Genomic DNA, 13705 nt, shown 5'->3' on the forward strand with positions numbered 1-13705 from the left:
TCATGAAGACAAGCGAATCAACCATCGGCATCGTCGGCGCCGGCATCGGCGGCCTCGTGGCTGCCATTGCGCTGCGGCGCGCGGGCCACGACGTGATCGTGTTCGAGCAGGCCAAGCAGTTCGCCCGCGTCGGCGCGGACATCAACCTCACGCCCAATGCCGTGCGCGCGCTCGACGGCCTCGGCGTGGGCGAGGCGGCCCGCGTGACGGCAGCACGCCCGTCGCACCGCATCAGCCGCACCTACGACACCGGCGAAGAAACCTCGCGCCTGGAGATGGCCGATTCGGCGGAGCAGCGCTATGGCGCGCCGCAGCTCACCATCCACCGCGCCGACCTGCTGGCCGCGCTGGCCGACATGTTCCCGGCGGAGCAGGTCGCGCTCGGCAAGCGCGCCGAGACCATCGCCGCCGATGAAGCCGGCGTGACCATCGCCTTCACCGACGGCACCAGCGCCCGCGTCGGCGCGCTGATCGGTGCCGATGGCATCCACTCCTGCGTGCGCACCGCGATGTTCGGCGCGGAGAGCCCGCGCTTCACCGGCATCGTGGCGTACCGCGCCGTGGTGCCCGCAGAGCGCGTGGCCGGCGTGCCCAACCTCGGCGCCTTCACCAAGTGGTGGGGCCCCAACCCGCAGAGCCAGATCGTCACTTTTCCGCTCAACCGCGGCAAGGACATCTTCATCTTTGCCACCACGCCGCAGGACACCTGGCATCTCGAGTCGTGGACCGCGCCGGGCAGCGTCGACGAGCTGCGCGAGCAGTACGTGGCCTACCACCCCGAGGCGCGTGCCCTGCTCGACGCCTGCGACACGGTGCTGAAGACCGCGCTGTACGAGCGCGACCCGATGCCTGCCTGGGCGCGGGGCCGCATGGCGCTGCTGGGCGACGCCGCGCACCCGATGCTGCCCTTCATGGCGCAGGGCGCCGGCATGGCCATCGAAGACGCGGTGGTGCTGTCGCGCCACCTCGAAGGCGTGGCCATGGCCGACGTTCCGGCCGCACTGCAAGGCTTCGAGAAGGCGCGCATCGAACGCGCCAGCCAGGTGCAGCTCGGCTCGCGCGGCAACAACTGGCTGCGCGAAGGTGGCAATGCCGACTGGGTCTATGGCTACGACGCCTGGACCGCGCCGCTCGCAACCCCGGCCATGGCCGCCGCCTGATTCACTTCACCTCGCTCGCCCCACGGAGGCTCACGATGCAACCCCAAGACCGCTACCTGCAACCGCACCAGGCGCGCCAGCGCCCCGCGACCACTTACGAAGACCTGCTGGGCGACGTGATCGAGCGCGCCTTCGGCGATGGCATCCACGACCTGCCAGGGCTCGTGCAGCGGCTCAACGACAGCGGCCTCGCCACGCCGGGCGGCCAGCCCTGGACCGAGGCGCTGTACCGCAAGGAAATGGCCGCGCTGGCCGCCTGAGGAGTACCCACCATGACCATCGCCATCCAACCCGTTCCCGCCGATCCGGTCGATCATCTTCTGGAGATCGGCCTGAAGGACCTCTGGTATCCGATCTGCCCCTCGCACTTCATCAAGGAGAACCCCATCTCCCTGCGCCGCCTCGGCCGCAAGATCGCGCTGTGGCGCGACGGCGAAGGCGTGCTGCATGCGCTGGAAGACCGCTGCCCGCACCGCGGTGCGCCGCTGTCGCAGGGCGTGGTGCTGGGCGACCGCCTCTCGTGCCCGTATCACGGCGTCGAGGTGCGGCATGACGGTGTCGTCACGCGCGTGCCCGGCAGCCCCGGCTGCAAGCTCGAAGGCTCGAAGGCGACTCGGCACTTCCACGTGCAGGAGCGCGCGGGCGCCGTGTTTCTCTACAACTCGAAGGAGCCGGTCGACATTCCGCCGCCGCTGGTGCTGCCCGAGCAACTGACCGACGACGCCGGGTATTCGAGCTTCCTTTGCTACACCGAGTGGAAGGGCGACTACCGCTACGTGCTCGACAACGTGATGGACCCGATGCACGGCACGTACCTGCACAAGCAGTCGCATTCGATGGCCGAGGGCGACTCGAGCGCGAAGTTCGGCATTCGCCCGACCGACATCGGCTTCGTGTTCGAGAAGGAAGGCCAGCGCAACGTCAACTTCGACTGGACCGAGTGGGCCGACACCGGCATCCACTGGATGCGCCTGGAAATTCCGTACCCCAAGACCGGCGGCCCTGGCGGCAACTTCATCATCATTGGCGCGTTCTCGCCGATCGTGAAGGGCATGACGGCCACCTTCTTCTGGCGCGTGCGCAAGCTGGAGCCGGGCTGGCAGCGCGACACCTGGCGCTTCCTCTACAAGAACCGTCTCGAAGCGCGCCACTGGCACGTGCTGGAGCAGGACCGCGTGATGCTCGAAGAGATGGAGCCCGACGCCAACCAGCACGAGAACCTGTACCAGCACGACCTGGGCATCGTTCGCCTGCGCCGCCACATGCGCAACCTGGCGCAGGCCCAGCTGGCGGAAGCCGCAGCGGCCTGAGCGGGAAGCGAGCGAAGCCATGTCTTCTCCCACGCTCAACGCCCTCGTGCACACCATGCGCTACGAGGCCGACGGCATCGTGAGCGTCGAGTTCCGGCCGGCCACGCCTGCCGTGGACTTTCCTGCCTTCGAGGCCGGCTCCCACATCGACCTGCACCTGCCCAACGGGCTTGTGCGCAGCTACTCGCTGTGCAACCCATCGAGCGACCGCCAGCGCTACGTGGTGGGCGTGCTCAACGACCGCAAGAGCCGCGGCGGCTCGCGCTACGTGCACCAGCAGCTGCGCGTGGGCATGACGCTGCCCATCTCGGCGCCCCGCAACAACTTCAAGCTGGAGGAGGGCGCGGAACGCTCGGTGCTCGTGGCCGGCGGCATCGGCGTGACGCCCATCTGGTGCATGTTGCAGCGGCTGGTGGCCATCGGCAAACCGGTCGAGATCCTGTACTGCGCACGCACCCGCAAGGAGGCAGCCTTCTGCGACGGCATCGAAGCGCTGGCGAAAGAAAAGTCGGTGCAGCTGACCTGGCACTTCGACGACGAGAAGGGCGCGCCGCCCAACCTCGTCGAGCTGCTGTCGGGTAAGGGAAGCGCCAGCCACTACTACTGCTGCGGCCCCACGCCGATGCTCGATGCCTTCGAGAAAAGCTGCGAGCAACTGGGCTACGCCAACGCGCACATCGAACGCTTCGCCGCCGTGCATGTTGAGGCGCCCAGCGCCACGCAGAGCTACGTGGTGCAGTGCGCGAAGAGCGGCAAGAGCGTCGAGGTGCCGGCGGGCAAGTCGATTCTCGACAGCCTGATCGACGCCGGCCTCAACCCCGACCACAGCTGCAAGGAAGGCGTCTGCGGCGCCTGCGAAACGGCTGTGCTCGAAGGCGAGGTCGACCATCACGACGGCATCCTCACCAAGATCGAACGTGCGTCCAACAAGACCATGATGATCTGCGTCTCCCGCTGCAAGGGCGAGAGGCTGGTGCTCGACATCTGAGGCCCGCGGCCAGAGAAAAACCACTCCCGAAAATCCAATGAAAAACTACTTGATCGCGCTGGCTGCGGCCAGCACGGCTGGCGGAGCGCTGGCCCAATCTTCCCTCACGCTCTTCGGCGTGGTCGACGCAGCCGTCACCTACACCAAGGGCAGCGGCAACGGTTCGGCCCACAAGACGCAGCTGACCAACAGCGGCAACATGTTCAGCCGCCTCGGTTTTCGAGGCACCGAAGACTTGGGCGGTGGCTACTCGGCCAACTTCTGGCTGGAGATGGGTCTGCAGAACGACAGCGGCACGGGCTTTCCGTCGAACTCCAACAACCAGGCCAGCGGCAACGGCACCGCGGGCGTGCTGAGCTTCAACCGCCGCTCCACCGTGAGCCTTGCAGGGCCGTTCGGCGAGCTGCGGCTGGGGCGCGACTATGTGCCGGCGTTCTGGAACACCGCCATCTTCGACCCCTTCGGCACGGGCGGCGGCATCGGCGCGAACCAGATCTACTTCTCGGGCCTCGGTGGCCTCGTCGCGCCCACGGGCACGCGTGCCTCGAACAGCATCGGTTACCTGCTGCCGGCCAGCCTCGGCGGCTTCTACGGGCAGGTGATGTACGCGATGGGCGAGAACGATTCCAACTCGGTGCTGCCTGGGACACGGGTGTCGAACGAGCACGACGGCGACCACACGGGCGCGCGCTTCGGCTACCAGAGCGGCGGGCTCAACATCGCGCTGGCCACCGGCCGCACGCGCTATGCGAGCGGCGACCTGCGCGTGACGAACCTCGGCGCGTCCTACACCTTCGATGCGTCGCTCATGAACCTCAAGCTCACGAGCGAGCTGTACAAGGAGTCGAAGGGCACGACCGATGCCAAGGGCGCGCTCATTGGCTTGCAGCTGCCCATCGGGCCCGGCGAGATCAAGGCCTCGTATGCGCGCTACCGGCTGGAGCCTGTCGGTGCAGCGCTGAAGCCAACCTCGTCGAAGCTGGCGATAGGCTACGTGCATAACCTGTCGAAGCGCACCGCGCTGTACGCCACCATCGCGCGCATCAGCAACAGCAATGGTGCGTCGCAAGCCCTTTCGGGCGCTATCACCGCGCCGAACCGCGCCTCCAGCGGCACAGAGTTCGGCATGCGCCACATGTTCTAGGCGCACAGGCGCGTCACCACTCCCACATCGGCAGGACAGGTCATGCAGAGCAACAGCATCCGCAGTAGCAAGAACTTTCGTTGGTACGGTGTCATCACGCTGTTCGTGATCGTCGCGATCTCCTACGTGGACCGCATCAACATCGCGGTGCTGATTACCGATGCCGCGTTCCTGAACCATGTGGGCATCGCGGCCACCGACCGCGTGAGCCAGGGCTTCCTGGCGACGGCCTTCATGCTGGGCTATGGCGTGTCGGCTTTCGTGCTCACGCCGTTCTGCTCGGCGCTGTTCGGTGTGCGGCGCAGCCTGGTGTACGGCCTGATCCTCTGGGGCGTGGTGACGTGGGCCTCGCCGATGTTCCACAGCTACGGCATGTTGCTGGCCTCGCGCATCCTGCTGGGCGTGTCGGAGGGACCGCTGTTCTCGCTGGCCTCTGCGTACATCAAGGCACATTTCCGCAGCGACGAGAACGGCAAGCCGAATGCCTTCGTGAACATGGGCACGGGGCTGGGGCTGGCCATTGGCTATCCGCTGGTTGGCTATCTGCTCACGCAGTTCGCGTGGGACACCTCCTTCCATGTGCTCGGCGTGTTGAACATCGTGCTCGGCATTCCGCTGGTGCTGGCCTTCGTGCGCATGCCGCCGGTGCATGCCGATGGCGTGAAGCCTTCGTCGTTCGGCGAGGCGATGGCGCGCGTGGGCGGCATCGTGAAGGGCGCGCTGCACACGCGGCACCTGTTCCTCATCACGCTGCTGACCTCGGCCGCGCTGGCTTATCTCTGGGGCAGCAGCAACTGGCTGCCGACGTATCTGCGCGAAGCGCGAGGCTTTTCGATGCGCGAGATGGGCTGGCTGGCCTCGCTGCCGCAATACGCCACGGTGCTTGCTGTGTTCGTGGGCGGTGTGCTCATCGACAAGGTCGGGCGCGAGCGCGTGCCCTTCATCTTCATGGGCGCGAGCTTGGGTGTGGCGCTGTCGGTGCTGATGGCCATCAACGCACGCGATCCATACGCGGCGGCAAGCTGCCTGGTGGCGGCCAACTTCTTCTGGGGCCTCCAGAGTCCGGCCATTCCGAGCACGGTGCAGTACTGCTCGCGGCCCGAGCACACGGCCAGTGCGTTCGGCGTGACCAATGGCGCGGGCAGCCTCGTGGCGGGCTTCATGCCGGCGCTGATGGGCGGCGTGATCGGCGCGGTGTCGCATGTCTCGGGCACCGCGAGCACGGCCGCTGCATCGGCGGCATCGGCCTCCGGTTTTTTCGCGGGCTTTGCGCTGCTGATCGGCACGCAGGTCGTGGTGTTCGCATGCGGCCTCTTGCTGTGGCTGCGTGACCGCGCGCACGGCGCTGCAGCAGTCTCAGGTTCACAGCTTTCCTGAGCTTTTCGAAGGCTTGTACCTTCGTACTGTGGCCACGCAGTCACAGTGCATGGGGCCGATTTCTGTCATCTGCGTGAGCAGGTGTTTCGACGCTAGAACCATCTACATAGCGCACGGCGTGCGCTGCATGTCATGACGCCATTCGGCCTATGGCGCGCGAACATTTTGAGAGAGAAAAGTTCCGCGATTCGTTGAGCTGACTTGTTCGTTCAGCTAAAACTGGCGCACATCAATGGACGAGGGAATGCGCGTGAAATCAACGACAAGAGCCGCAGAAAGTCTTGCCATAACCGACATGGTTCGTGCCGCTTCCGCTTCGCGGAAACGCACCGCGCAGACGCGCCGGCACTGAGCGCGAGCCTTCGCACTACAGCCCCGCGCTTGCATCCCATCACCCCGCGTCTGACGGGAATGGAACCTCTTACGCCTCGCATCCTGGGACCACCGCCTCGCACGCGGTGTGACCTTGCATGACTGTGCGGTCCTGACGAACGAAAGCGTTCGCCGGGAGGGCAGTGTGTTGCCCGTTTTTCTTCCCAGATAACCCCGTTGTTCATCTCATCACCGCGCGCGTTACGCGCATCGCCGGCTATCCGCCGGGCGCATGCGGGACGGCGCATGTTTCTTCTTACCAAGAGTACTCAGAGGCGATCATGAAAAAATTCAGTACCCCGGTGGTCAATCATCTTGCCATCACCGCAGTGACCCTTGCCGTTCTGACGGCATGCGGCGGCGGCGGAGACAGTGGCGGCGCTTCGCTCGGCGGTGCCGGCACCGGCCTCAGCGCACCGTCGGACTCCGTTGTTTCGGCACCCGTGTCCGACCCCACCTCGAAGACGCCCGACGACGGCGTGCCCAATGCGGCGAATGCCGCCGTTGCAGCGGTCGATCGTTCGGCCAAGCCGATGGAGCTGCCCGACACCGTCTGGCCCAGCAACTACAAGCTGTGGTTCCGTCCCGATGCGGCGCTCAAGACTTTCGTAGGCCGCGGCGATGTGGAGATCGAAGTGCTCAAGCCGGTCGACGCCATCGTCGTTGCCGCGCACAACCTGAACTTTGCAAAGGGCCGCACCACGCTGCGCAAGGTGTCGAGCCCTGGTGAAGCGATTCCGCTGATTCCCACGCCGCAGACGCTGGGCGACTTCGTGCAGCTGCGCCTGAACGACGGCCAGATCGCAAAGGGCAAGTACCTGCTGCACATGGAGTGGGACGGCAAGATCCAGTTTTCCGACGCCGAGTACTGCCCGCCCGCGGAGGTGGCACGCAACCCGTTCTGTTCGGCCGCCACAGGCATCTTCAAGGTGGGCCTCTCCACGCCCGAGGGCGTGAGCAGCGATGCCATCGTGACGCAGGGCGAAACCAACTATGCGCGGCAATGGTTCCCGGGCTGGGACGAGCCGGCCTTCCGCCACACCTTCGAGATCTCGGCAGAGGTGCCGGGCGACTGGAAGACGGTGTCGAACGGCGCACAGACCGAGGCAACGAAGCTGCCCGACGGCTACCAGCGCGTGGCCTTCGAGAAGACGCCTTCGATGCCGATGTACCTGACCTTCTTCGGCGGCGGCAAGTTCGACATATTGGCCGACAACTTCAAGAACCCGCTCGACGGCAGCGACATGCCGCTGCGCTGGTTCACGCCGCCGGGCCGCGCCGACTGGGCCAAGTTCGCGATGGAGTGGACCAAGGTGTCGATGGACTATTACTACAAGTACACCGGCATCCCGCTGCCCTTCAAGAAGTTCGACACCGTCGCGGCCAACGACAGCTACAACAACAAGCCCAACACCGGCTTCGGCGGCATGGAGAACTGGGGCTCGATCTTCGAGTTTGCCGATTCGGTGCTCACCAAGCCGGGCGACACGCCCACGCTGTACTCGGTGACGGTGGTCACGCACGAGGTGGCGCACCAGTGGTTCGGCGACCTGGTCACGCTCGACTGGTGGGACAACGTGTGGCTCAACGAGTCGTTCGCTCGCTGGTTCGAAAGGCGCACCACGATCAAGTTCCACCCCGAGTACTACAGCTTCTCCGACTACGTGCTGGACAAGCACAACGTGATCGTGGCCGACCTGAAGAACACGGCGGTGCCGGTGCAGCGCAACCTCAACGACGCAGGTTCGTTCGGCTTCATCAGCCCGTCGATCTTCGTCTACAACAAGGGCAGCCACGTGCTGGAGACCATCCAGAACTACATCGGCGAAGAGGCGATGCAGAAGGGCCTGCAGATCTACCTGAAGGACTACGCGTACGGCAACGTCACGCCTTCGCGGCTGTGGAGTTCGCTGGAGAAGGCCACCGACAAGAAGGTGAGCGACATCGGCGACAGCCTCATCCGCCAGACCGGCATTCCGCTGCTCACGGTCGACGCGCAGTGCGCGGGCAACAGCACCTACGTGAACATCACGCAGGAGTCGTTCCCCAACCAGAACGTGTACCCGGCCTCGACCTGGACCGTTCCCGTCACGCTGGCATACGGCGACGCGATGGAAAAGCGCCAGACCTTCGTGATGTCGAACAACAGCACGCAGATCGAGCTACCAGGCTGCACGGCCGTGCTGGCCGGGCCGACCGGGCAGGACTACTACGTGAGCAACTACAGCGCGCAGTCGTGGAGCGCACTGCTGGCCAAGGCGCAGAGTTTTGCAAGCAACAAGCCGCTGCTGCTGAATATCGAGCGCGATGCGTTCCGGCTGCTGAGCGTGGGGCGCATCACGCAGGCGCAGTACGACCAGATCAAGGGTGTGGTCAACCTGCCGGCGACCTTGCTGGCCAAGACGCAGGTGAGCCAGCAGAAGATGGCGGCGGTAGATGCCGGGGTCGAGAAGGAAGAGTACCCGCATGCGCTGCGCTTCCAGGGCAGCCTGAAGCTGCGCGAGAACGACAAGCGCTGAGCATTGTTTGAACCGGCGCGCGCCGCCCGGCATATCGGTCGGTGCGCGCCTCATCGCACGAGGATCAACATGAACACAGCATTGAAATGGCTGGCGGCCGGGGCATCGGCGTTGCTGCTTGCCGCATGCGGCGCAAGCAGCAGCAGCGGACCCGAGGCCGAACTGGTCGGCACCTACGCCGTCAAGCAGAACGGCGCGCTCAAGGAACTGATCAAGATAGAGAAGCAGGGCGACCGCTACGTGATGCGCGACAAGGTGCGTACGCCCGAGTGGAGCGAACCGAAGATGCAGATGAAGCCGGTCACGCGCGAGCAATGGGCTCGCATCACCACCGACAAGGAGAGCACCGCCTTCGTCGGCATGGCGAGCGAGCAGCTAGGCATCTTCAAAGTGCCGGCGGGCTGGAAGAAGAACGGCTTCCAGACCTCGACCGGCTACTTCCTGTTCTATTCGCGGGGGCCGGTGGAGGCGTACAAGCTCTGACGGCTGAAGCGCCGGTAGGTCAGGCTGCGGGCGCCACGCTCGCGCCTTCGATGCGATGGCGCTTCAGCGCATCGGCCACGAAGCCGCTGGCCTTCATCTCTTCGACGAAGGCGGCGAGCAGCGCTTGTGCCGCGGCGCCGCGGCTGGCCGGCGTGCCCATGGCCTGCTGGATCACCATGAAGCGGCCCGGGAGCACGCGCACGCCGGGTGCGCGCTGCGCTTCGCCTTCGAGCATCTGGCGGATGCCTGCCGCCACTTCGACTTCGCCTGAACGCAGTGCTGCAAGCGCCGGGCCCGCGCCCTGCAGCCGCACGATCTCGGCTGCCTTGATCTCGCGTGTGAGGAACAGGTCGTAGGCGCTGCCTGAGCCGACCGAGATGCGGTGGCCCTTCGCATCGACCTGCGCGTTGTCGGCGAGCGCCGAAGCTTCGGGCACGAGGTAGCTACCCTCGATCAGCACATAGGGCGCGGTGAACAGCAGCCCTTCGCTGCGTGCCGGGTCGATGGCGAAGAAGCCGATGTCGGCCTTTTCGTTCTTCACCGCATCGACCGAAGCCGCCGCCTTCTCGAACACCACCAGCTCGACGCCCACGCCGAGCCGCCGTGCGAACTCTCGCGCCAGATCGATCGAGACGCCTACCGGCTCGCCGCTTGCCGCGTCCTTGTTGGCCAGGATGGGGTTGCCGAGGTTGATCGAGGCGCGCAGCGTGCCGCTGGGCGCGAAAGCGGAAACGAGGGCGGGGGAGATCGTCATGGCGTGGTTCGTCGATGAGAGCTGGGGGATGCGCGTCAGTTTACGGCGCAGTCAGCGGCTCCAGCCCCGTCTTGGCGATGGTGGGCGCGGCAGCGGGCGAGTTGAGATAGCGGATCAGTTGCCGTGCCGCATCGGGTTGTTTCGATGTGGTGGCCACGCCGGCAGAGAACACCGTCACCTGCTGCACTTCTGCCGGCAGAGGGCCGATGTAGTCGATGCCGGCGATGGGCAACAGCTCGCTCACCTGCTGCAGGCCGAGCGCCGCGTCGCCGCGCGCTACCACCGTGCCGACGCGCTCGCTCAGGATGCGCCTGCTCTTGGGCTTGACCTGGTCTTCGATGCCGAGCTTCTTGAGCAGCTCGGTCTCGTAGTAGGTGCCGCTCGCGCTGGCCGAGTAGGCGATGGACGGGGCCGCGAGCAGCGTGCGCTTCAGCGCATCGACGGAACTGATGTCGGGCCTGGGCGCACCCTTGCGCACCGCGAAGCCGATGGCCGAGCGCACCAGGTCGACCTGGCTGCCGGGCACGACCTTGCCCTGTGCGACCAGCGCATCGAGCGCGGGGCGAGCGAGGATCACCACGTCGGCCGGCTCGTTGCGCGCGAGGCGGCTGGGGACCGAATCGTCGGCGTTGCCCATCGAGGCGCCGTATGCCGTCTTCACGGTGCGGCCGCTGCTGCGCTCGAACTCGGGGCGCAGGTCGTTGTAGGCGGCGGTGAAGCCGCCCGAGGTCATGACGTGGATGTCGCCACCGGCGGGCTTGCTGCCGCCGAGGCTGCCGCAGCCGGCGAGCGCGAGGGCCGCAATCAGCGGGAGGGCTGCGCGGCGGGTGAGGGTGCGAAAGGAAGAAAAAAGAATGGGCTTCGTCACGATGTCTCCAGAAGGAAGGAAGCGGCGGCGTGGCGCCGCCTGCTGCCGTCATCGTAGAAGCCGGGGCTGTCATTCGGCCTTCAGCGGATTTGGGGTTATCACTGAGGGGATGACGCAGGCTCGTCGGGCTTGCCCGCGTCCGCGGCGGGCAGCCTTCCTCGCCTGACCAGCCCTTCGCGCAGCAGGAACTCGACCTGCGCGTTCGCGCTTCGCAGCTCCTGCGCCGCCAGGCGTTCGATCTCGGCCCACAGGGCCGGATCGATGCGCAGGGGGTAGGATTTTTTTCCGGGACTGGCCATCGGGTGCGGGTAGAGAGACGGGCTTCAGGTGTACAGCGTACCGGTGTTGACCACGGGCTGCGTCTCTCGGTCGGAGCACAGCACCACCAGCAGGTTCGACACCATCGAGGCCTTGCGCTCGTCGTCCAGCACCACGAGATTGCGCTCCGACAGGCCCTTGAGCGCTGCCTCGACCATGCCGACCGCGCCAGCCACGATCTGGTGCCGCGCGCTGACGATGGCCACCGCCTGCTGGCGGCGCAGCATCACCTGAGCGATCTCGGGGGCGTAGGCGAGGTGGGTGAGCTTGGCGTCGAGCACTTCGACGCCCGCGCTGGCAAAGCGCTGGTTCAGCTCGTCCTTGAGTGCATCGGCCACCGTGTCGAGCCCGGCGCGCAGCGTGGTTTCTTCGCTCTGCAGGTCGTCGCCGCTGTCGTAGGCATAGAGAGTGGCAAGGTGGCGGATGGCCGCTTCGGCCTGGATGGCGACGAACTTGTTGTAGTCGTCGATCTCGAACACGGCCTGCGCCGTGTCGTAGACCCTCCACACCACTGCCGCGCCGATCTCCACCGGGTTGCCGCGCTTGTCGTTCACTTTCAGCGGCGGTGTGTTGAGGTTGCGTGCGCGCAGCGAGATCTTCTGGCCGCTTTGCAAAGGATTGGTCCAGCGCAGGCCCTCGGTGCGGTCGGTGCCCTGGTACTCGCCGAACAGCGTGAGGATGATGCCCTCGTTGGGCTGCAGCATGTAGAGGCCAGGGATCAGCACGAGGCCGATCACGATCAGCAGAATGCTCATGGGCAGCGGCATCAGGCGCTGCACCAGCGCCCATATGCCGACAGCGATCAGCAGCAGCACCACGGCCGACACGCCGTAGCCGTTGATCGACCGGTAGGGGCGCTCCTTGCGGACCTTGCGCGGTGTTGTGGGGGTCTTCTCTTGCATGTAGCCTCCGTTAAAAGTGATATCACTTTAATATCTTTTTGAAGGCAGTCAAGATGTTTTCGATGCGAGGGCCGCTTCGCCGTTCGAAAGTAAAGGCGGCTTGCTTTACCCCGGGTTTACGGGCTCGCAACGCCCGGGACAGCTGCCGCGCCTGAAATGCGCGGTGGTCCTTCGAGGGCCAGGCATCGAAGGAACCCGCAATGATGATGAATCGACCCCTGCAGCGCTTCGCGCTCGCCGCAGCCCTTGTCGCCGTGAGCGGCCATTGCTTTGCGCAATTCGGCGGTGGCGGAGGCCGGCGCGGTACGCGGCCCGACAGCACGACAAGCCCGCGCACAGGCGACGGCCTGTCCACGCCGGCAACCGCTGCGGGCAAGATCCGCGACAAGCTCTACGACTTGCGCGTGCAACTCATGATCACGCCCGAGCAGTCACAGCTGTGGGACCGCTTCTCCGATGCGGTGTGGGACATGGCCAGCCGCGCCGGCATGACCGCTGCGGCACCACCAGACGACCTGACCGCCGTGCAGTTCGCACAGCAGCGCGCCATGCAGGCACAAGACCGTGCCCGGCGCACGCAGGCGGTGAGCGATGCGTTGTCGAAGCTCTACGAAGCAATGACGCCCGAGCAGCGCCACACGGCGGACCAGAACCTGCCGGCCGTCATTCCCTGACCGGGCCGATGCGTCAGCGGGCGATCAGGTGATGAGGTCGAAGCAGCAGCCTGCGTAGTACGGCTTGTCCCCGCCGTCGACGAAGGGCACCTCGATAGGCTTGCCCTCGTTGCGCCACACATCGCGCTTCCTGTAGCCGGAGCGCGCGAGGTCGGCCAGGAGTTCGTCGTGGTGCTGGATGCGATAAGGGCACACAGCCACGCCGATGCTGTTGAGCGTGTAGATCGTGCGCTCGGGGTGCACGGCCGTGGTGTTCATGACGATGCGCCTGGGCTTCACGGCCAGCGCGGAAAGAATCGCGTCCATGCGGGTCGGCAGGTACTGCAGGCTGCCCGACACATACAGCACGTCGCAGCCGCTCGCATCGCGGTAGTCGGTGGTAAAGCCGAGTTGCTCGGTCGCTTCGCGCTTGACGGCCATCGCGCGGCCGCTCTCGACCACGCCGGGCACGTCGCACACCGTCCAGCGCAGGGTGTCGGGGTAGCTCAGCACGCGCCGGAAGGCGTAGTACTTGATGCCGACGTGCCCGCCCAGGTCGAACACGCGCGTCAGGCCTGCATCGATGGAGCGGCCCAGCCAGAAGAGGCCGGGGTAGTCGTAGAAATAGATCTGCGGGCTGTAGAGCTCGCCCGCGTCGGCATTGGCGTAGCCAACGGCCTTGCTGGGCGGTGCGCCAGCCTCGGCCGCCGCGAAGCTCTCGAACGAACCCATGAAGAGGTTCTCGTCCGTGTTGCTCAGGAACTTGCGCCTGTACGCACTTTCGCGGGGAGGAAACTGCAGAAGGCTTGAAAGCATCTATTTCTCCGGTGGCGTGCCCATTCTGGGTGCAACCGGAG

The 13705-nt window shown here is 65.9% G+C and carries 14 protein-coding genes; 9 read left to right on the forward strand and 5 right to left on the reverse strand.

Annotated features, from left to right (window positions below):
* Nucleotides 1–2 precede the first annotated feature (2 nt).
* The 8 genes from BLV60_RS15075 (at nt 3) to BLV60_RS15110 (ending at nt 9353) form a co-directional block, all read left to right on the forward strand.
* Nucleotides 3–1160 (forward strand): FAD-dependent monooxygenase, encoded by a 1158-nt coding sequence (locus tag BLV60_RS15075; RefSeq protein ID WP_093055824.1) that lies wholly within the window; start codon nt 3–5, stop codon nt 1158–1160.
* A gap of 35 nt (nt 1161–1195) precedes the next feature.
* On the forward strand, nt 1196–1420 hold the full coding sequence (locus tag BLV60_RS15080) for a recombinase-like helix-turn-helix domain-containing protein (RefSeq protein ID WP_093055826.1): 225 nt from the start codon (nt 1196–1198) through the stop codon (nt 1418–1420).
* Nucleotides 1421–1432: 12 nt separating this feature from the next.
* A complete protein-coding gene (locus BLV60_RS15085) occupies nt 1433–2470 on the forward strand; it encodes an aromatic ring-hydroxylating oxygenase subunit alpha (protein ID WP_093055827.1) in 1038 nt (345 codons plus the stop codon).
* A 19-nt stretch (nt 2471–2489) separates the two neighbouring features.
* Nucleotides 2490–3458 carry a PDR/VanB family oxidoreductase gene (locus BLV60_RS15090; RefSeq protein ID WP_093055829.1) on the forward strand — a complete coding sequence of 323 codons (969 nt, stop codon included), beginning with the start codon at nt 2490–2492 and terminating at the stop codon, nt 3456–3458.
* Between the two features lie 37 nt (nt 3459–3495).
* Nucleotides 3496–4602 carry a porin gene (locus BLV60_RS15095; RefSeq protein ID WP_093055830.1) on the forward strand — a complete coding sequence of 369 codons (1107 nt, stop codon included), beginning with the start codon at nt 3496–3498 and terminating at the stop codon, nt 4600–4602.
* Between the two features lie 42 nt (nt 4603–4644).
* Nucleotides 4645–5979 carry an MFS transporter gene (locus tag BLV60_RS15100; protein ID WP_093055832.1) on the forward strand — a complete coding sequence of 445 codons (1335 nt, stop codon included), beginning with the start codon at nt 4645–4647 and terminating at the stop codon, nt 5977–5979.
* 653 nt (nt 5980–6632) lie between these two features.
* Nucleotides 6633–8870 carry a M1 family metallopeptidase gene (locus BLV60_RS15105; RefSeq protein ID WP_093055834.1) on the forward strand — a complete coding sequence of 746 codons (2238 nt, stop codon included), beginning with the start codon at nt 6633–6635 and terminating at the stop codon, nt 8868–8870.
* A gap of 69 nt (nt 8871–8939) precedes the next feature.
* The gene (locus BLV60_RS15110) at nt 8940–9353 is read left to right on the forward strand and encodes a hypothetical protein (RefSeq protein ID WP_093055835.1); all 414 of its coding nucleotides are present in this window, start codon (nt 8940–8942) and stop codon (nt 9351–9353) included.
* A 19-nt stretch (nt 9354–9372) separates the two neighbouring features.
* Here the strand turns inward: BLV60_RS15110 and BLV60_RS15115 are convergent, their stop codons facing one another.
* The 4 genes from BLV60_RS15115 to BLV60_RS15130 form a co-directional block, all read right to left on the reverse strand.
* Nucleotides 9373–10107 (reverse strand): transporter substrate-binding domain-containing protein, encoded by a 735-nt coding sequence (locus BLV60_RS15115; RefSeq protein WP_093055837.1) that lies wholly within the window; start codon nt 10105–10107, stop codon nt 9373–9375.
* Nucleotides 10108–10147: 40 nt separating this feature from the next.
* Nucleotides 10148–10975, reverse strand: a complete 828-nt coding sequence (locus tag BLV60_RS15120) for a substrate-binding domain-containing protein (RefSeq protein WP_176928804.1) — start codon at nt 10973–10975, stop codon at nt 10148–10150.
* Nucleotides 10976–11073: 98 nt separating this feature from the next.
* Nucleotides 11074–11274, reverse strand: a complete 201-nt coding sequence (locus tag BLV60_RS15125; RefSeq protein WP_093055839.1) for a type II toxin-antitoxin system antitoxin — start codon at nt 11272–11274, stop codon at nt 11074–11076.
* Nucleotides 11275–11298: 24 nt separating this feature from the next.
* Nucleotides 11299–12195 carry an SPFH domain-containing protein gene (locus BLV60_RS15130; RefSeq protein WP_093055841.1) on the reverse strand — a complete coding sequence of 299 codons (897 nt, stop codon included), beginning with the start codon at nt 12193–12195 and terminating at the stop codon, nt 11299–11301.
* Between the two features lie 203 nt (nt 12196–12398).
* Here BLV60_RS15130 and BLV60_RS15135 point away from each other — a divergent pair, with 203 nt between their 5' ends.
* Complete coding sequence (locus BLV60_RS15135; RefSeq protein WP_176928805.1) at nt 12399–12869, forward strand: Spy/CpxP family protein refolding chaperone; 471 nt, start codon at nt 12399–12401, stop codon at nt 12867–12869.
* Between the two features lie 24 nt (nt 12870–12893).
* On the opposite strand, the gene BLV60_RS15140 is transcribed toward BLV60_RS15135, so the two are convergent.
* Nucleotides 12894–13664: a TIGR04325 family methyltransferase gene (locus tag BLV60_RS15140; protein WP_093055845.1), complete on the reverse strand. Its 771-nt coding sequence runs from the start codon at nt 13662–13664 to the stop codon at nt 12894–12896.
* Nucleotides 13665–13705: the final 41 nt, after the last annotated feature.

This window comes from Variovorax sp. YR634, assembly GCF_900106655.1.
GTDB lineage: Bacteria > Pseudomonadota > Gammaproteobacteria > Burkholderiales > Burkholderiaceae_C > Variovorax.